16 protein-coding genes and 1 pseudogene are annotated in these 17,005 nt (G+C 59.4%); 6 read left to right on the top strand and 11 right to left on the bottom strand.

Going from position 1 to position 17,005, the window contains the following annotated elements; genetic code table 11:
* Positions 1-318 precede the first annotated feature (318 nt).
* Complete coding sequence (locus SS05631_RS30710) at positions 319-1,116, bottom strand: hypothetical protein (RefSeq protein ID WP_050988360.1); 798 nt, start codon at positions 1,114-1,116, stop codon at positions 319-321.
* A gap of 801 nt (positions 1,117-1,917) precedes the next feature.
* Between SS05631_RS30710 and SS05631_RS31610 the strand changes: the two genes are divergently transcribed.
* Complete coding sequence (locus SS05631_RS31610; protein WP_086022804.1) at positions 1,918-2,088, top strand: hypothetical protein; 171 nt, start codon at positions 1,918-1,920, stop codon at positions 2,086-2,088.
* A gap of 525 nt (positions 2,089-2,613) precedes the next feature.
* On the opposite strand, the gene SS05631_RS31275 is transcribed toward SS05631_RS31610, so the two are convergent.
* Positions 2,614-2,769 carry a hypothetical protein gene (locus SS05631_RS31275; RefSeq protein ID WP_157213212.1) on the bottom strand — a complete coding sequence of 52 codons (156 nt, stop codon included), beginning with the start codon at positions 2,767-2,769 and terminating at the stop codon, positions 2,614-2,616.
* 96 nt (positions 2,770-2,865) lie between these two features.
* On the opposite strand from SS05631_RS31275, the gene SS05631_RS30690 reads away from it, so the two are divergent.
* The 5 genes and pseudogenes from SS05631_RS30690 to SS05631_RS30670 all read left to right on the top strand — a co-directional run bounded on the left by SS05631_RS30690 (position 2,866) and on the right by SS05631_RS30670 (position 10,232).
* Entirely contained in the window at positions 2,866-3,453 is a 588-nt protein-coding gene (locus SS05631_RS30690; RefSeq protein ID WP_037425014.1) for an SOS response-associated peptidase family protein, read from the top strand.
* Between the two features lie 522 nt (positions 3,454-3,975).
* Positions 3,976-5,330 (top strand): annotated as a pseudogene (locus tag SS05631_RS30685) (IS110 family transposase).
* Between the two features lie 102 nt (positions 5,331-5,432).
* The gene (locus SS05631_RS30680; protein WP_157213213.1) at positions 5,433-7,343 is read left to right on the top strand and encodes a hypothetical protein; all 1,911 of its coding nucleotides are present in this window, start codon (positions 5,433-5,435) and stop codon (positions 7,341-7,343) included.
* Positions 7,343-7,699, top strand: coding sequence for a hypothetical protein (locus tag SS05631_RS30675; RefSeq protein ID WP_037424973.1), 357 nt, complete (start codon positions 7,343-7,345; stop codon positions 7,697-7,699). The genes SS05631_RS30680 and SS05631_RS30675 overlap by 1 nt, the downstream gene beginning before the upstream one ends.
* Before the next feature lie 16 nt (positions 7,700-7,715).
* Positions 7,716-10,232, top strand: coding sequence for an Hsp70 family protein (locus SS05631_RS30670; protein WP_037424976.1), 2,517 nt, complete (start codon positions 7,716-7,718; stop codon positions 10,230-10,232).
* A gap of 97 nt (positions 10,233-10,329) precedes the next feature.
* Here SS05631_RS30670 and SS05631_RS30665 read toward each other — a convergent pair whose 3' ends face one another.
* From SS05631_RS30665 to SS05631_RS30625, 9 genes are all read right to left on the bottom strand, one after another.
* Entirely contained in the window at positions 10,330-10,536 is a 207-nt protein-coding gene (locus SS05631_RS30665) for a hypothetical protein (protein ID WP_037424980.1), read from the bottom strand.
* Between the two features lie 81 nt (positions 10,537-10,617).
* On the bottom strand, positions 10,618-11,529 hold the full coding sequence (locus SS05631_RS30660; RefSeq protein ID WP_037424982.1) for a restriction endonuclease: 912 nt from the start codon (positions 11,527-11,529) through the stop codon (positions 10,618-10,620).
* Between the two features lie 66 nt (positions 11,530-11,595).
* Complete coding sequence (locus tag SS05631_RS30655; RefSeq protein WP_050988362.1) at positions 11,596-13,275, bottom strand: Fic family protein; 1,680 nt, start codon at positions 13,273-13,275, stop codon at positions 11,596-11,598.
* Entirely contained in the window at positions 13,276-13,488 is a 213-nt protein-coding gene (locus SS05631_RS30650) for an antitoxin VbhA family protein (RefSeq protein ID WP_037424985.1), read from the bottom strand.
* A gap of 27 nt (positions 13,489-13,515) precedes the next feature.
* A complete protein-coding gene (locus SS05631_RS30645) occupies positions 13,516-13,812 on the bottom strand; it encodes a helix-turn-helix domain-containing protein (protein WP_037424988.1) in 297 nt (98 codons plus the stop codon).
* Positions 13,809-14,288, bottom strand: coding sequence for a type II toxin-antitoxin system RelE/ParE family toxin (locus SS05631_RS30640; RefSeq protein ID WP_244412335.1), 480 nt, complete (start codon positions 14,286-14,288; stop codon positions 13,809-13,811). Before SS05631_RS30640 ends, SS05631_RS30645 begins: the two co-directional genes overlap by 4 nt.
* On the bottom strand, positions 14,260-14,571 hold the full coding sequence (locus SS05631_RS30635) for a hypothetical protein (RefSeq protein WP_037424993.1): 312 nt from the start codon (positions 14,569-14,571) through the stop codon (positions 14,260-14,262). The genes SS05631_RS30640 and SS05631_RS30635 overlap by 29 nt, the downstream gene beginning before the upstream one ends.
* Before the next feature lie 75 nt (positions 14,572-14,646).
* Positions 14,647-15,096 (bottom strand): hypothetical protein, encoded by a 450-nt coding sequence (locus SS05631_RS30630; protein ID WP_037424995.1) that lies wholly within the window; start codon positions 15,094-15,096, stop codon positions 14,647-14,649.
* An 11-nt stretch (positions 15,097-15,107) separates the two neighbouring features.
* On the bottom strand, positions 15,108-15,935 hold the full coding sequence (locus SS05631_RS30625) for a methyltransferase (RefSeq protein ID WP_037424998.1): 828 nt from the start codon (positions 15,933-15,935) through the stop codon (positions 15,108-15,110).
* Positions 15,936-17,005 lie beyond the last annotated feature (1,070 nt).

Genomic DNA, 17,005 nt, shown 5'->3' with positions numbered 1-17,005 from the left:
CGGGGTCTTTGAACTTGATCGGTCCTGGGAGGAGGAGTGGAACCGATCTACATCTTGCGCAGTGGGAGGAGGTACTGCGCGTTGACAAGGATAAAGATAAGTCCATTCCCCACCCTCGAGTAGTGCCGTGGGTAACATCGCAGCCTTGCGCATGGTGCAGGGCACATGTTGGGGACCTGACGCCGCTGAGGGACAGCGCGCCTTGATAATTCGTCACCTATGTCTTTGTTCCCACGTTTCTCGTGTGTCGTCGCAATTCCTACAACTCATGTAGCTGCGGGAGTTCGGCGCCGGAGTTTTCCTGAAAGCTCCCAAGCTTCATTGACCTCCATCCGGCTCTTCATTGTTCCAAGATGCTTGTTCATCCGCTGCGTGGATGTTGATCGGCGAAGCGCTGCAGGCGGGGCAGTGCCAGAGGTTCGTGGCGATCTGCATCCCGGTAAACGTCCGATCGCAATGAAAGCAGAACCACCGATCGGAAGATGACACGAACAAGGGGTGTTTCACTTTGCCGTTAGCATCAGGGACCGTTGATCGGCGTGACCAGTCGGAAGCTATCCAGGCGCGCACCTGCTCAGCTCGGATCTGGGCTACCCTGAGCGCCTTGTCGCGAAAGTCCCCGTCCAGGATCGGGTTCGATTTGATCCGCCGGTCGGTTACGCTGAATTCCGGACTGGCTGACGGCGCCTCGGGAACCATGATCCGCCAGCCGCGCCCTTCCATAACCACGTCGCCAAAGTCGACCCTCAGGCGGAATTTGTGGCCGTCCAGCTCGCCAAGGATCGTCTCGGCCGAAAAGAGATCGGCGGTGCCTTTTGCCGGCGAGATCGACGCTACCAACGTGATCCCCGGCACGTCGGAAAACGCGCCTAAGCTTGCCGTGCCAGCTTGTTTCGCTTTTATGGGATTCGCTGTGTCGACGAAACTCGTTAAGGTTTCGATTTGTGTCGATGTCGGTCGCCATCCCTTCTTGTGAGCCGCCGTCAGTGCATTCCAGTGTGGATAACCCAATTGCTGAGCGGTCACATCGAGCGCAATGGAGCGCTTGATGCGCCGGGCGCGTGCAAGCTTCTTGGAGAGATTCTTGATGAAGTCGAGCGATTCTATCGTTGTCATGATCCATTCCTGACAGCAACGGATCCGACCATGTGCCCACTGCTAGCCAAATCCGCCCAATCGGGAACGGTTCAAGACTGACCAGGATTATCGCACTGCCATGAGCTTCGCATGGTGGGCACACCGGCCTGTGCGCAGAGGCCGCCGTTAATGTGAGCAATTGCGAATTCGGCGTCAAGCCACCCTATGCATCTCAAACAGACGTAAACGATTGAGCGCTATTCATCAGGCAAGAACCGAGGAACGTCTGAATTGCGGAATCAACTGACCGGCAACTCTGGCCTCTATCACGTCGCACGCGAACTCTCGCGGCGAGGCTGGCACGTCATGCCAACTGTGCGGAATGCAAGGGGCGCAGACCTCTATGCCGCGAGTGACGATGAATCCCGCGTGTTGCCCATCCAGTCCAAGGCGCTTTCAAAACGTGATCCCGTTCCACTCGGCGGTTCGTTGGATACTCTGCGATCGCAATGGTGGGTGATAACGATTAACGCCAACTCGGACTCGCCAACCTGCTACGTCCTGACGTTGGGCGAGGTGAAGGCCGCTGCCCATCGAGGCATCAACGGCAGTGGCAAAGTGTCGTACTGGTTGCAGCCGCCGAAGGCATACGCGGCGGCCGAGTATGAGGAGGCCTGGCATCGCTTGGGGACGCCGTAGAACGTGGATAGTCGGCCGCCGTCCTCAATTGCCCTGCAGCGTTCCGCGTGCGAGCCGCGACAACAGTGGCGGCCTTGACTGGCGTCACCAATGAGAACATGTTAGGAACAAATTCCCACAGAACGGCCCCGAAAGCTGACAATGAGCGACGAAGCAGGCTCGACCGCGCGCAAGGAAGCGACACTGTACGAGCACTGGTGCGAGCATCCCGGCTGCAAGAAATGGGGAAGCTTCGGCTTTGCCGCGGCCAAGGCCGACCCACGATGGTTTTGCATGGAGCATCGGCCGGAGTGGAAACCGAAACATGCCTAGGTCCGGGACATGGTGGCTATCGGAGCGACTGTACTGGAAGAAGATCCGCATCACATGCGAATGCGGCGTAAAGAGGCAATACGACGCCAAGGCGCTCTTTGATCGGATCGGCGATCGCAGCATGCCGGCGCTTCTCGGTGAAATCTCGGCCGCGATCGGCTGCGAGAAGAGCGCCAATGTCTACCGGAATCGTTGCAAGCTCACCTACGAGATGCCCCCAGGGGAGTTGTCCGCCTCTCGACGGAGCCGGCTGGTGGTGCGGCCCCAGCCGGCGCCCCTGACCAGATCACTTTCGCGAACCTTCCCGAATGGTGCGACGTCTTATGCAAGTGCCGGCGCTGCGGTCACATCGATCGGCTTAATCGGCGCGCTCTGGCCGCGCGCTTCGGCAAAAGGCAGAGCATCCTTCGGCTTGCACCGCAGATGCGATGCAAGATGTGTGAAAACCGGGACGGTAACACCATCTTCATAGGAAAGCCCCGACGATAGGAGGAGGGGGCAATGCGCCATCGACGCGGAATCGATCTAATCCCTGATAAAGGAGCCATCGATCCGGATTGCGGCATTGGTCATCTTCGGCTCGCCGACCTCGCGGACAATCAACTGCTCGGCGCGCGCTGCTCGAAGTGCGACCACAACCAGTGGGTTGACCGATGGAGACTCGCTGGCAAGTATGGCCATGACGTTACGCTCGACGAGCTTCGGCCGCTGCTCAAATGCACCAGGTGCGGAAATAGGGAAGGCAACGGCTTACGGATCGGCAGGGCACACCGCGACATGACCAACCGAGCAAGGCCATCGACCGAAGTGTTTCCTGACAAGCCCGGGCCTGTCATCCGCAATACCGCCGACGGCGAACGCGAGTTGGTGAACCTCACCTGGGGGATGCCGTCGCCGCCTTTCGTCACCAAGGGCAAACCGGATTACGGCGTCACCAACATTCGCAATGTCGATTCACCGCATTGGCGTCGCTGGCTGGAGCCACAATATCGCTGCATCGTGCCCTGGACGGCTTTTTGCGAATACGAGGACACGAAGCCGAAGAAAACGGCGCGGTGGTTCTCACTCGACGCGAGCGAGCCGCTGGCCTTCTTCGCGGGAATCTGGACGCCCTGGAAGGGAGAGCGCGGATCCATGAAGAATCCGCGGGCCGGCGATCATGAGCTATTCGGCTTCCTGACCTGCGATGCCAATGAGGTTGTGAAGCCGATCCACTCGAACGCCATGCCGGTCATCCTGACGGAGCCGGCTGAGGTCGAGCTATGGATGACAGCCGATTGGAAAGACGCAAAGGCACTCCAGCGCCCCTTCTCGGCCGAGAAGATGATGCTGCAGCCGGTCGAGCGGCAACCTATGCTTCTCTAGCGGGGCGATTCTCAACCATGGGACCGTTGTTCAGAATGCGGGACTCCCGGCCCATCACGAGGCGAATAAAGCCTCTGCCGCATGACCCAAGCTTTGAAGCCGCCCTCGCGGTTTCCCGCCCGGCGCTCAGCACAGGACTGCAGGCTTTTTGCCTTCTATGAGCGGGCTGGTTTGGTGAAGTGGGTGACGCCCGTCTCTCGTTCGTCCCCGCACTACTTCAGCCACTCTATAGGGTCGCGGCGATCCAATGGGTTCAGCCGCTCGAAGACTGGTGGCAGTTGCTACCTAACCTTTCGCGGGTGGGTGCCCCGCCTGCGGGGATAGAAACGGTGTGCTAGTGTCAGCGCTGGAGGGGAGCGGCCGTCGGCATTTTGGTGGTATTTAACCCCGTTACCTAACGTGGTCCATGGGCTGCTGCGCGCTTGAGAGTGGTGACGCCGTTGTCGGCGATCCCGTTTAGGAATTTGATCTTTTGGCACAGCCCAGCCCCTCCATTCGACAATCGGATCGGAGAGCACTGCCATGTCTGGAACAAAGAAGTCTCGCAGCAAGCGGGATATTTCCCCTACCCACTTGAATGCTGCTGCAATCGACATCGGTGCGACGATGCACGTGGCCGCAGTCGGGCCCGACCAAGCTTGCGAGCCGGTACGCAGTTTTGGAACCTTCACCGGCGATCTGCATCGGTTGGCGGACTGGTTCACACAATGTGGCGTGCGCACGGTCGCGATGGAGTCCACGGGGGTCTACTGGATTCCGGTCTTCGAGATACTCGATCAGCGTGGCTTTGAGGTCATAGTGGTCAACGCTCGCGATGCCAAGCACGTGCCGGGCCGCAAGACCGATATCAGCGACGCCCAATGGCTGCAGCGTTTGCACGAATATGGATTGCTCAGGGCCAGCTTCCGGCTGAAGGGCGAAGTTGCGGTCATGCGCGCCTATCTGCGCCAGCGTGAACGTTTACTGGATTACGCTGCCTCGCACATCCAGCACATGCAAAAAGCGCTGACGCAAATGAATCTGCAACTCCATCACGTGGTGACGGACATCACCGGTGTCACCGGCATGGCCATCATCCGTGCGATCGTGGCCGGTGAGCGCGACCCGATGGTTCTGTCGGCCTATCGCGATCCACGCTGCCATGCCTCTGTAGAGACGATCCGTCAGGCGCTCGTCGGGAATGATCGCGAAGAGCACATCTTTGCCCTGACCCAGGCACTGGAGTTGTACGACGTCTACCAAGCCAAAGTGCGCTCTGTGACATGCGCATTGAGGCTGTGTTGAAACGGCTACGGAAGGCCTCGTCCACCCCTGTAGGCAAACCGCCGACTGTACGGACAACGCAGAAGCAATCCAATGACCCAGCCTTCGATGTTCGCGCCGCCCTCTACGGCTTGCTCGGCTGCGATGTCACCCAGATTCACGGGCTCGGGCCTTATCTGACGCTCAAATTGGTCGGAGAGTGCGGGACCAACCTCTCGGCTTGGCCGAGTGCCAAGCACTTCACCTCCTGGCTGTGCCTCTCACCAAGCAACAAAATTTCCGGCGGCAAGGTGTTGTCGTCACGGACCCGACGATCCGGTAGCCGGGCCGCAGCGCTGCTGCGACTTGCCGCGGTTGCGGTCGGGCGCACTCAGACCGCGTTGGGGGCATTCTATCGGCGTCTGTCTGCACGTGTCGGCAAGGCCAAGGCGGTCACTGCCACGGCCCGCAAAATCGCCGTCTTATTCTACAATACCCTGCGGCACGGTATGGAATACGCCGATCCCGGAGCATCCCACTACGAGGACAATTACCGCCGACGCATCCTGACTAATCTCGAGCGGAGGGCAAAGTCGTTTGGATATGTCCTACAGCCCGCGCAAACGCCCGCCTGAGTGTTTCTTAGGAATGCGAAAATACCCCTTTAAATCCATGGTTCTCTGTGCGAGGTTGTCGCCCGTCTACAACCATTTGTTTCTCTCCCATTCTGATTCAAAATGCGGCCAGAAGTCTTCGCACTATCTTCCAATGCATTCTGCGTCCTGCGCGCTTCGTATACTTCGACCGCCTCTGAGATCGCCGAATTGATGGATGAAGCACAGTTCGAAGGAACTGTCAGCGAGTCCGATCTCCACAAAGCCCAGCAAACGCTGGTGACCCCAAGGCTAAGGCTGGCTGCAGAACTTGGGTGGCTGCCGGAACTCAGCCAGGCTCAGATCGAGAAAATCTTCGATCGTCGGCTGACCCTTTCCAGCGGAGTGCTGCTCTCATCCGTCGAAATGCTGCCCGAGCTGGCCCGAGCCAACTTGATTGCGGATCTTTGCGGGCGGCAGGCGACCGACGTCCACGTGGTCAACGCATTGATGGCTTCATGGGATGCCCTCGACAACAGTTCGGTGTTCGACTTCCTTGGCTCCGGGCGGAAGGCAAGCGGGTTCCCATCTCCCGATTGGAAAAGCTTCCTGATCGCGCTTCAGCACCTCAAGGAACTTCATGCGGTCACCGCAACTGAAAGCCTTCTGAAATCGCCAGCGCCGCGGGAGGCAATCTACGCGCTTGTCGAAGCGAATAGTGCGGATGGAGCGCAGGCGTCATTGCTCGCCGCGATCGTCAAGGAATATGAGAAGCGCAACGAGGGGACGCTGTCTCGTCTCGCTGATGAAATTGACGAAGCAGTAGAGGCTGCAAAATCCCAGCCGGGCGCAATTCCGGCTTTGGTCGCCAAGATCAAGGCGTTATTGCTGGAGTGGTGGAATTTGGTTCGTCCGGTTTCGCCGTTCTACGAATCGCGCGGCCTCACAGAGCCTCGTTCGAAAGCTCAGTTCCAAAAGGTTCGCGCGCTCTCCCTTCATCTCGCCAACGACCAAGGGCGGCACGAAGATGCGCGAAAGCTCGCCTCAGCACTCCTAATAAGCTTCAATTCATATCAGGAGCTTGGGAAGATTGCCGAGAAGGACCTGAATGATCTCGACGACCTCATCAAGGAGCGCAAAGACTTCGAGCTTTTTGAACCACTGTATAGCGCGTGCGAGGAGGCCAAGGCCCAGTATTTCGAGTTCTCGAAGATCGTAAAGGCGCAAGGTCTGAATGCCGGGTCGTCGGCTCCTGTCGGAGCATTGGTTCGGGCCACAAACAGTTTCATCGCAGGGAACGGAAACCCGAACGTCGGGGTGAACGTACTGCGAGATCTGGCGCTGACATGCAACAACGATCACGGCGATCCGGAAGCCAGCTACCTCCTCACGCAGTTCGTCCTAGAGCGCTTCCGAACGTTGGTCGACGACGGAGTGGTCGAGACGCTGGAGGAGGATGCAGGCACGGTTTTCAAGAACTGGAAAATTTCAGATCTTGAAAAGAATTCAAAAAACCTGTCCTGGATGATCCAGCAGCTTCAGGGGATTGTCGCCGTCGCGCCAAGCACTGTGCGACGGGAATTCACCAACATGCTCGACGCCTTCATAGAGGCGAGGCGTAAAAAACGAGTCAAGTGGGCATGGATTGCCGGGATCGCTGCCGTCATCATCGTTCCGGTTATCCTTCAGGAAAACAAGAAGAGCACTCCGCGCAGTAGCTACACCTCGTCCAATACGACGACAACACGGACGACAAGCTACTCCCCTTCCGTGGACGATTACCAGGAAAGCGTCCCGCCCATCGGGACCGGCCTCACTCTTTCAAAGCCGCAGGTCCGGTACTGCATCTTTCAAGGTCGTCGACTGGATGTGCTCAGAACCATGGCGGCCACCAGCTCCGCGGTCGTCAAATTCAACGTGCTGATCGACGACTACAATGGTCGTTGCTCAAGCTTCAGATACTGGGGAAGCGACCTGACGAGCGTCGAGGCTGAGGCCTCTGGCCGAACCGCGCAATTTCAACAGGAAGCAGCAAACCTATCGAGGAATTGGTGATGAGCTGGTCGGCAGAGTCACTCAGCGTCATGGCGCGCCTTTGCGTCGAACAGTGGAAATTGATCCAGCGCTTCAACAAGGCCATCGATTCGCTCGAGGAAAGCGAGAGAGGCCGCCTGGCCTCGCAGATCAGGTATTCCGAACTCCAGCTCCAGACCCTGGCAACCGAGGCCAACCTCAAGCTCGTGACATTCGATGGAGAGTCGTTCGGGCCGGGATCTCCGGCATCGGCCGACAATCTAGACGACTTTGCAACGGAAGAAGGGCTGATCGTCTCCAAGACGTTGGAACCTGCAGTCGTCAGCGACATGCGTGTAATCCTGCCCGGCAGGGTTCTACTGGACAACCCGGTTTAAGAAAGACGGACGCACAATGTACCTTGGGATCGATCTTGGCACCTCGAACTCTGCAGTCGTCGGTTATGTCGACGGCCAGCTCCGTCTTTTCAAAGCCGCGGACGGCGGCGACGTCCTGCCGAGCGTCATCTATATCGACAGACGCGGGCACCGCTTCGTAGGAAAGAGCGCCTACGACCGAACCGTGACCTCGCCGAAGAGCGTGGCTTCAGGGTTCAAACGCCTCATGGGAACGAAGAGCCCAGTCCGGATCAATGATGAGGAATGGACACCAGAAGAGTGCAGCGCCGAAGTCATCCGGACGCTGGTAGCCCAGGCGAACACGGAATCCGGCGGACAGGCCATCGAAGGAACCGTCATCACGATCCCTGCCGCCTTCAACCAGATGCAGAGCGAGGCGACGCTGAAGGCGGCCAGGGCCGCGGGCCTCGACAAGGTCAGCCTCATTCAGGAACCCGTCGCGGCGGCCATCGCCGCAATCGCGAAATCGGCCGTGAAGGACGGCGTTTTCCTTATCTATGATCTTGGCGGCGGCACCTTCGACGTCGCGCTGGTCATCAGCACCGGTGGCGCGGTCAACGTCATCGCCCATGAAGGCATTAACATGCTGGGCGGCAGGGACTTCGACAGACGCATCTTCGACAGCATCGTCAGGCCTTGGCTTCTCGACAATTTCAATCTCCCGGACCACTTCCAGAAGGAAGACAAGTACCGTCACCTGACGACCATCTCCCATCACGCCATTGAGCGGGCGAAAATCCAGTTGTCGGCTTCCAGTTCTGCATCGATCTTCGCCAGCGAAGACGACGTCAGAATGACCGACGAGAACAGATCGGAGATCTTCCTCGGCATCGACATCACGCGTGATACCATCGCAGCGGTCATTCGAGACAGGGTCGAGGCAACCATCGCACTTTGCAGGAAGATCATTTCCGACAACGGCTACCGGGCCGAGGACATCAGCAAGATCGTACCGATCGGCGGGCCGTCCAAGATGCCTCTGATCAGGGAAATGCTCCAGAACGAGCTTGCCATCGAGGTCGAACAGTCCCTCGATCCGATGACGGCTGTGGCGATGGGCGCTGCGATTTTCGCCGAGAGCCGGGTTTGGGACGACGATCAATCCACCCGGAAGGTCTCGCGATCACGGGAGGAAGTCAGCGGAGACATCAATCTGATGTTTGACTTCCCCACGCGCGTAACGACCACGACGGCAAAGCTAAGTGTGAAGCCGAGCGAGAACGATACCGGCCGATACTGGATCGAAGTCACCGACGAAAGCGGCGGCACCACTGGAAGAACCGCGATCGACGGCCCTCTCCGCCTGACCCTTAACCTCAGGCATGACGGGGACAACAAGTTCAAAGTCGTGGTCACTGGCCGCGATGGATTGCCGATCGCAGCCCTCTCACGGCAGATCACGGTTGCCAGAGCACCCGCGAGTGCGGCCAGCATCCCGATGACCTATACGCTCGCGGTCAAGACCCAGGTGGGAACCGTGGGGTATGAACGCAACAGGCTCATGCCACTTGTCGCGAAGGGAACGCCTCTCCCGGCCGAAGGGAAGCAAAAATTCAGAGCAGGCAAGACGCTGCGGGGCGGCACCGACGATACGCTGAACTTCGAATTTTTCGATATGGCGACCGGGGTGGACGATCCCGAGAAGAACCTCCACATCGGCGACTTTAGGCTGCAGGCTTCGACGGATCTAAGCCGAGGCGAACGCATCTCGCGCGGATCCGAACTCATTGTCCATTGGAAAATGAGCGATAATGGAACGTTGAGTTTCGACGTCGAGATACCCGAGATCGGTCGTCTGATTGATGCCCCTGCCCTGTACTTCGTCGAAGGTGGCCATATCAATTTCGAAGGGGAGCAAGGATCTCAGGTCGCCACGTCGCTGCTTGCCAGAGCGGAAGAAGATCTCGAAGGGCTGGCCGAGCTGATATCGAACAAGTCCGGGGACATGAACGATCTTAAGAACCGCATCGAGGACCAGCATGCGGCGCTCGCCAACTCTGTCGATGCCGACACGCACCGATCAGTGACCGAGGAGGCTCGCAAGATCCGGCAGGAAGTCGCTCTTTTGAAGATAAACCCGGAGAACGTAGAACGGGTTCTCAACCGGGAGGTGGAATCAGCCGAAACCGATTTCGACGACATCCGATCGATGGCCGATGATGACGAGATCGAGCGTCATGAACGCCTACTGGTGACCGCGAGACGAAATATCCGGGAGGGCGACGTCGAGGCGGCACGCTTCGCACTTGACGAGATGCAGTCGGTTCGCTTCAAGATCGTCGCCAAACAGCCGGAATTCCTCGTAAGCGTGTTCAGCGAGATTGCGAACGAGGACTATCTGGCGGTCGACCAGTCGGTTCACCAGAACCTGGTCGAGCAGGGTTACCGCTGCATAGACGAAAACGATGTAGAAGGGCTTCGCTCGGTCATTCGCGGCTTGCTCAACAACAGGGTCACGCTCGAAGTCAGCGGAACGAAGATCGTCGAGTTGGCTCACCTGCTTGGGGGGTGAGAGTGGCTCGCCGCCCGCATTCCGCATCCATTCGGTTCACGGGGACGGTCCTATAGGACCGGGAGCGTCCTCAGAGACCTGCTCGCCCCTCTCCTTTTCACCGCCAGACGAGCGGCGCCATCTTGCCGTCTGCGATCGGCATGTCCGATTGTGCGCATGTCTTGCCCTTGTAGGTCATGCCTTTGGAAACGGGCTTTCCTTCGCCAGTAAGGCAAACGGCGGTCAGATCGTAGCCGGTGCTGTTGGTAGTGGTGCAGCCCGATACGGCAACCAGGGCAAGGGCGGCAAGGGCAATAGACTTCATGCTGGGAAACCTCGTAATAACTGATCCATGGCGGTTGATAGTTAGCAAATCGCGGAATCTCTTATCAACCACCGGTCAGTCTCAGGATACCTTTTCGCGCAGCCACGAGGCCAAACCAGCATCAAAGCACATGCGGGCCAGGCGCTCCGGACCGATCAGCGTTATGCCGTCCGCCTCTCCGTTCGCGGCGACATTGCCGGTATGCCAGACAAAAAACATGCGATCATACAGCTCAGCCTGTTCGAACCGCGCTACGTAGTCCCTCAGACTGGCAGTGTTGGCTTGGGATTTGATCTGAACGAAGGCGCGCTCTCCCGTCGTCGGCAACCGAAGCTCCAGGTCCACGGTCTTCTGAACGCGGCCGACGACACCGATGCGCCGCCAGCCGCTCGCCGAAAAGATCAGGTCGACGAGAAGCTCAAAATCCTGCCATGTCAAAAGCCGCATAAGGCCGACAATCGCCGCCAGCATCGCGCGTTCGGCTTCCTCGGCAGCCGCTAATTCCGGTGAAAGTTCGTCATTGAGCTTTCGCAGCAAGTACATCTGTTGTTTGACCTGGCAGATGGTCCCCTGAAACATCTGTACTTTGAGGAGGTGCCCGGAAATCCGGTCAGACGACAATGGGACGCCCCCAATGCTCTGCCCATGCCAGCCATCGACGGTAGCGCGGCGACGCGCATTGTCGTGCAAAATTTCGACGGCGCCGGTCGGTCTGCACCAGTAAAGGAGGCCGTTGGCGAAGGTGATGAACAGGCAACTCTCGTCTGCCTCGTAAAAGGCCCGTATCTGCTTCATGTCGCGGGTAGCGGTTCCCTGATCCCCGCGAATTGAGGTCCAGAAGTCCCGAACCTTCTCCCATTCGCCCGCAAGGCAATGGTCGTGCGGCGTTTCATGATATCCGAAGCGGAGTGTACCTGCTTTCAGACATTCGGACTCCCATTCGCCACCGCGCCCGAGCTTGATGTAAAAGGCGTCTTTCGCTGCAACCGTCATGAATACCCTTCCCTGCACCGTGCTCTGGCTCTTGAAGCTTCGTAAGGTTTCGAGCAGCGTGATGCGCTAAGGCTCGAAGCTCTTCCCCTTATCGTGGCTGTGTTGCTGGTCGTGGTCCATTTGCAGCCTGTTGGCCTGCTGGATGGAATCGACCCGAGATACAATGGATTGAGCGCGCGAAAAGCCGGCCGTGAACGCCTCGAGGCGTTCCGGCGTGGCTTTCGTAATGGCTTGAGCGAGGCGGTCCTGGTCGAGCTCAAGCGAGCCGGGGACGCCAAAGCGTTCGCGCACGTTGGTGATGAAGCCGCGCAGCTCGGCAAGCGCCGGTTCATGATTGGCAGCGCGCACGAGCGCGCCAAGATCATGGGCGGGTGCTCTTTCGATCCGGGCTGCGAGCTCGCGAGCCGCCGGCGACAGATCGTTGACCGGCTCGCTCATGAGAGCGCGGAAGCGCTCTTCATCGCGGGTGAGGTCCGCGATCAAGGAGCCGCGCACCTGGCCATAGTCATGGAGCGCTGCGACGGCGAGCGGAACGGCGGTCAGCGCCTTTTCGCGCACCGCGTCTTCGCGGCCGAAAAGGCTGCGGCTGCCATTGAGAGAGCCGAAGGCCTCCGGGTTCTGCCTGATGTCATGGGTGAACTCGGAAACTGGCCGTTGCTCGACCTCGATTCGTCGGCGAATCTCGGCCATGACGGCTTGCGGGTCTTGCCAGACCGCAGCAACCGCCGCCTCGAGGCGGCGGGTTGCCGCTTTGATGCCCGGCCGCGTCGCAAGGCAGGCAGCGACCGCGGCCTCGACGCTAGTCGGCCACTCGCGGACAGCCGCGATCAGCGGCGCGTTCGCCTGCTCCTGGGCGAGCTCGACCGCGCGCGGATTGGAAGCGATGAAGGAGAAATGCGCGCCGGTTGCAGGACGTGGGTCCGGCAGGTCGACGACATTGCCGATGATGATCGCGCCGTCGTCCCTCTGCATCATGAAGTTCGGGCCAGCCGCGCCGCTGAAGCGGCCGCTATAGTCCTGCCCGGGCTCGGTCGTCGCCATATAGACGGCATCCCATGCAGTGACATGGGGTGCCTGCGCGGGCCTGAATCGCTCAATGGCCTGCTGTGCGACCTCGAGCGCGTTGACGCGGTCGGGGTCGGTGATTTCTGCGAACATGCGGCGCATGGGCGCCAGGTCGCCGCGTTCGTGCGCGGCGACCGAGACGAACGTCATGCGTTCTTCGGAAATCACGCCGAATTCGAGCGGGTGCCCTGCCCTTTCGGCAAGGGCGGCGAAGAATTCACGCTGCATGCGGCCATTGCCTTCGCGGAAGGGGTGGATGGAATTGAGCCGCGCGAAGGCCTCGGCCGCTTGGCTCGCGAAAGTTTCGCGATCAAGGCCGCGAAGAAAGTCGCGGGATTCGAGATCCGACATGAGGCTTTGCAGGCCTTTGTCGATCTCATTGCCGATCGCGAAATCCTTGCCGCCGATCTTGTGCATGGATGGCATGACGGCCTCAGTGCCATCCTCGAAGGTGAAGGGCTGATGGCGCAGATGCCCGGCCCACTCGAACACGTCCTGGAAAAGGTGTTGGTGGATGGCCTGAAGATAGGTGGTGTCGAAAGTCGGTTCAGGGCCGAGACCACTTCGCAGTTCGAGCAACCGGACGGCGAGTATCGGATGCTCGGCCGCTTCTAGCGCCTCGTGTGTCTCTGCCCCGACCTTGTTTTTGAGGGTGATGCCGTCGGCAAGCGTGAACGACATCTATTTGATGCCGAGAATGGCCTTCACGCGCGGCATCATTTCATCAAGCTCGATCTCGCCGGCAATGTAGGCTTCGAAAATCGGCTGGCAGGCCGGGTTCGGGCGAAGGCCTTCCATGGCGTTCGAGCGGAAAGCGCTGCGCACCATCTTGCGGCGGCGCTCCACTTCCTCCGGAGTGATGGCCGGTGCCTTCGGCTTAACGGCAAGTGCCATGGCAAGTCTCCTTTTGCGGCATCAGCTTTAGGCTGCGGACAGCGCCCGCTCGACCGCTTCCGGCTCCTTCTCGATGACGGTGAGAAGGATACGGGACGGCGCGTCGATATTGGATCGGCCCTGTTCCCAATCGCGAACGCGGCCAGCGGAAAATCCGTAGCGGGCAGCGAATGCCTTTTGCGACAATCCGAGTTTCTGGCGGATGGCGCGAACGTCAACCTCTGCCGGAATATGAACACCATACTCCGCTGTTTCGGCCTCGCCCTTGGCATAAGCAAGAGCTTCCCGTGCGCCCTGCAAAATCCGCGATCCTGCCTTGCTCATTTTCGACTCCTGAGTTTCTTGACCTGTTTACTGACGCTCTCCCGCCATGCCTGGGGAAGGGCTGTCAAGATTTTGCGTAGCTCGTTGCGTTCGGCCTTCGAAAGGTTGGCCTGGGTATCCTTTCTGTAGATGTCGAGCAGGAACACCGGAATATCCTCGTCGGCATAGAACGTGATGATGCGGTAGCCACCGCTCTTTCCTTTGCCACGGCCACCGAACCGCAGCTTTCGGGCTCCACCTGTACCGGCCATGATATCGCCCGCGTCGGGATTTGACGCGAGGAAGGACACAATTTCGTTGCGCTCTTCCTCGGTCACGTTTTCATCCTTGGCGGATGCCAGATAGGCGGGCGTTTCAATGACCGTATGCATCGATGTTAGATACGGAATTTCCGCACCTACGTCAAGTGGAAAGTGCGGAAATTCCGTACTGTTTACCGGCTGGCTGCTATTTGATCCATCCAAGCCGCTCGCCAAGCGATGGCTCGTGCTTCTGGCCGGCTTCGGCCAGCATGGCGATCATATCGGCCTGTTTCAGGCCTGCAATCTCAAAGCCGCGCGTGCGGGCTTCCTCCACCAGGGACTCGAGCGTCGGAAACTCTTCCAGGAAGGTTCCAAGCCAGATTTCCGGCTCATCAAGCTCCGAATCCAGCGGAATGAAGCCTTGCAGGAAGAAGGTCCGCAACGGCCTGTCGTAGCCAATGATGGCTTCCGGATCGATCCGGCCGTTGTTGTGCAGGTTGACGTAGTAGCGGCTCATGGTTGTAGCTCCTGTTTCGTCTGCTACCTATAACAGGTCCAATTGTTCGGGTGGTTGCTGATCTTTCTTGGCCGCTCAAAGCCGGAACGCTGCGACAAGGGCCTGATTAGCCCGGTGGCATGCAAGGGCGTAGGCGACGATTTGCGCGACCAAATCGCGATCTCCTGCGCCGGCGCGCTTTGCCCTGCTCACAAATTCGTCTGCAAGCTCATCGTCTTCGGCGCCAACGTGCTTGGTGCCGACGATCCATGAAATCTGCCCGGTCGGCACTTCGATAGGCGGCTTGACCGGGAGCGCGGAAATCGAACCCTTGCGAGTGCTGGCTGCGGCTCCTGCTGCCTCTGCCTCGTATTGGGTCGGGAAATAAGCCATGACCAGCTTGCGGTGGTGCGCCTCCGGACCGGAGACAAAGGCAAGGCTTCCGTCCTCCTGGATGTAGAGGCACCAATCGGCGGCATTCCCGCCGAAAAAGGGATCGCCGTTGCCATAGAACTCCATGACCTGAAAAATCGCGGGGGTGCTCATGGTTTCGTCCCTCAAAGCAAGGCGAGTTGTTCGGCGGGTCGACCGGATGCGCGGGGAACCGGCTTCGCCTCGATGCGCTCACGCTCTGCCGCTCGGCGCTGGCGCGTTTCGGCAAAGTCGAAACAGACGATCTCGCAGATGATGGACGTATCCTTCCATTCATCCCGATAAAGTGCCGTATCGACGCCGGCACCCGTTCCCATTTCAAGGCCAGTCAGGTTCTCGAAATCGACGCCTCGGCCGCCTGTGCGGCGCTCAAAGCATTGCGAGCCGGAATATTTGAAGCTGGCGGACTGCTGCGGGATGATGAACGCGCCGTGATCGGCCAGTTCAGCGCCAATGTCGATGACATGGAATTCGAATTCCGGGCCGCAATAGCGCGGGCCGTTGCCGTTGCGACGAACGCGGCCGAACGGGGGGTTGCCTATGGCGAATTCGAACCGGCCCAGGTCGAGCTCTCGCCAGTCGAACACGTCGGCATTGATCCAACGGGCCTCGGGCAGGAGCTTGCGGCCGATCTCCACATAACGGGGATTGATCTCGACGCATGTGATATCGGCAAGCCGCGATCCCCAACGGCTGCGGTGATGGATGAAATAGCTGAGGACGCCGATACCGGCGCAAAGGTCGATGACGCGACCGCTGCCCCCATCAAGGGCGAAATCGGCGGCCAGACTCCACGGCGTGAAGAACGCGCCGGCGGCACCATTGATGAAATTGGCGCCCTCGTGCCAGTTCTGGAAAACGAAATCCTTTTCGTCCTCGGTGAGGTGGTCTTTGTTCAGGATGGCCTCTGCCTCGTTGTGGGCCTTGCGCTGCGCTTTGGTGAGTTTCGCCACGGTTGCTATCTCCTTTTCCCGCGGAACGCGGTTTTCCTGTCCCCGAGAGGGGCAGGAGCCCCGCTCCTGCTCCCGAGCAGTCGGCGATCCGACCGGAGAGAGGGGGGCAACAGGCAAAACCGGAGGGGGATCACCCGCCCGAAGGGACAGGTGAAAAGGATCCGCGCGCGTGCGCGCAGATCCTCGAGCCTGATCCTGCACAAGCGAGAGCGCGGAAGGACGGGGAGACCGGTTTTTCCTGTTGCGGGGGAGAGACCGGCGGCCGATCTCTCCCCCTCGAGGAGAAAGCTTCGCGGCGAGAGCCGCGGCCACTGCATGTTTCCTTAAATCGACCCCGATTTGAGGACAAAGACATGCAGCAATTCAAAGTGCTACAGCTCCTTTGCGCGTCTGATAAGACGCGCGGCGCTGTAGTGATGCGTCAGTCGGCCGTCACCCGGATTGGGCCGAAACGGACGCGGCGAGAGGCTTGACGAAGCAGGCAGAGGACGGGCTTGTGGAGCAAAAGACCGGGAACGCCCGTCGCGAAGGCTAGCGATCGGTGCGGCTGGTTCGGGGAGCCGGTTTGACCGGCGACTAGGACGCGGTGCCAAGGGCAGACGCTAGAGAACACGAAGAGCCGCCGTCTCCTATTTCCAAGTTCCAGAGACGACGGCCCGCTCCCTTATTTGCAATTTCGGGAAGCGTTCGCACCAAACACCGCGCACCAATCTGGCGCTTTCAAAATCGTGCTGTTTTGTCGAATTGTTGCTGTGAAGTGCACACAGCCCGTGCGCCCGATCGGCTCCGAGGAATCGAGCACCAAGCACAATGGACATTCTGGATTCCCATTGCTCCATTGCTGTGGGTTCATCGCGGGACTGAACATCAGGCTGCTCCACGACGTAGCAATGGGGGGTGAGATCCTGCCGCGCGCTGGGCGCTAAAGGCCGACGACGTTTCTTCCGCCCTCATATGGGCGTTCATGGTTGTCATAAGTGCCAAGGCATGCGAGCGGTCAGAGGCAGTTGTCGCACAAGGGGATTTCGGGATCCGTGGCCTCCCACCATCGCATCGGCCTGCCACAATGG

Source organism: Sinorhizobium sp. CCBAU 05631 (genome assembly GCF_002288505.1).
Classification (GTDB): Bacteria; Pseudomonadota; Alphaproteobacteria; order Rhizobiales; family Rhizobiaceae; genus Sinorhizobium; species Sinorhizobium fredii_C.
Note: the sequence above shows the minus strand (reverse complement) of the source record. Positions and strands in the feature narration are given on the sequence as shown.

Coding starts and splice junctions, on each gene's coding strand:
- SS05631_RS30710 (WP_050988360.1), bottom strand. CDS start 1,116: ATGACAACGATAGAATCGCTCGACTTCATCAAGAATCTCTCCAAGAAG.
- SS05631_RS31610 (WP_086022804.1), top strand. CDS start 1,918: ATGAGCGACGAAGCAGGCTCGACCGCGCGCAAGGAAGCGACACTGTAC.
- SS05631_RS31275 (WP_157213212.1), bottom strand. CDS start 2,769: ATGGCCATACTTGCCAGCGAGTCTCCATCGGTCAACCCACTGGTTGTG.
- SS05631_RS30690 (WP_037425014.1), top strand. CDS start 2,866: ATGACCAACCGAGCAAGGCCATCGACCGAAGTGTTTCCTGACAAGCCC.
- SS05631_RS30680 (WP_157213213.1), top strand. CDS start 5,433: ATGCGGCCAGAAGTCTTCGCACTATCTTCCAATGCATTCTGCGTCCTG.
- SS05631_RS30675 (WP_037424973.1), top strand. CDS start 7,343: ATGAGCTGGTCGGCAGAGTCACTCAGCGTCATGGCGCGCCTTTGCGTC.
- SS05631_RS30670 (WP_037424976.1), top strand. CDS start 7,716: ATGTACCTTGGGATCGATCTTGGCACCTCGAACTCTGCAGTCGTCGGT.
- SS05631_RS30665 (WP_037424980.1), bottom strand. CDS start 10,536: ATGAAGTCTATTGCCCTTGCCGCCCTTGCCCTGGTTGCCGTATCGGGC.
- SS05631_RS30660 (WP_037424982.1), bottom strand. CDS start 11,529: ATGACGGTTGCAGCGAAAGACGCCTTTTACATCAAGCTCGGGCGCGGT.
- SS05631_RS30655 (WP_050988362.1), bottom strand. CDS start 13,275: ATGTCGTTCACGCTTGCCGACGGCATCACCCTCAAAAACAAGGTCGGG.
- SS05631_RS30650 (WP_037424985.1), bottom strand. CDS start 13,488: ATGGCACTTGCCGTTAAGCCGAAGGCACCGGCCATCACTCCGGAGGAA.
- SS05631_RS30645 (WP_037424988.1), bottom strand. CDS start 13,812: ATGAGCAAGGCAGGATCGCGGATTTTGCAGGGCGCACGGGAAGCTCTT.
- SS05631_RS30635 (WP_037424993.1), bottom strand. CDS start 14,571: ATGAGCCGCTACTACGTCAACCTGCACAACAACGGCCGGATCGATCCG.
- SS05631_RS30630 (WP_037424995.1), bottom strand. CDS start 15,096: ATGAGCACCCCCGCGATTTTTCAGGTCATGGAGTTCTATGGCAACGGC.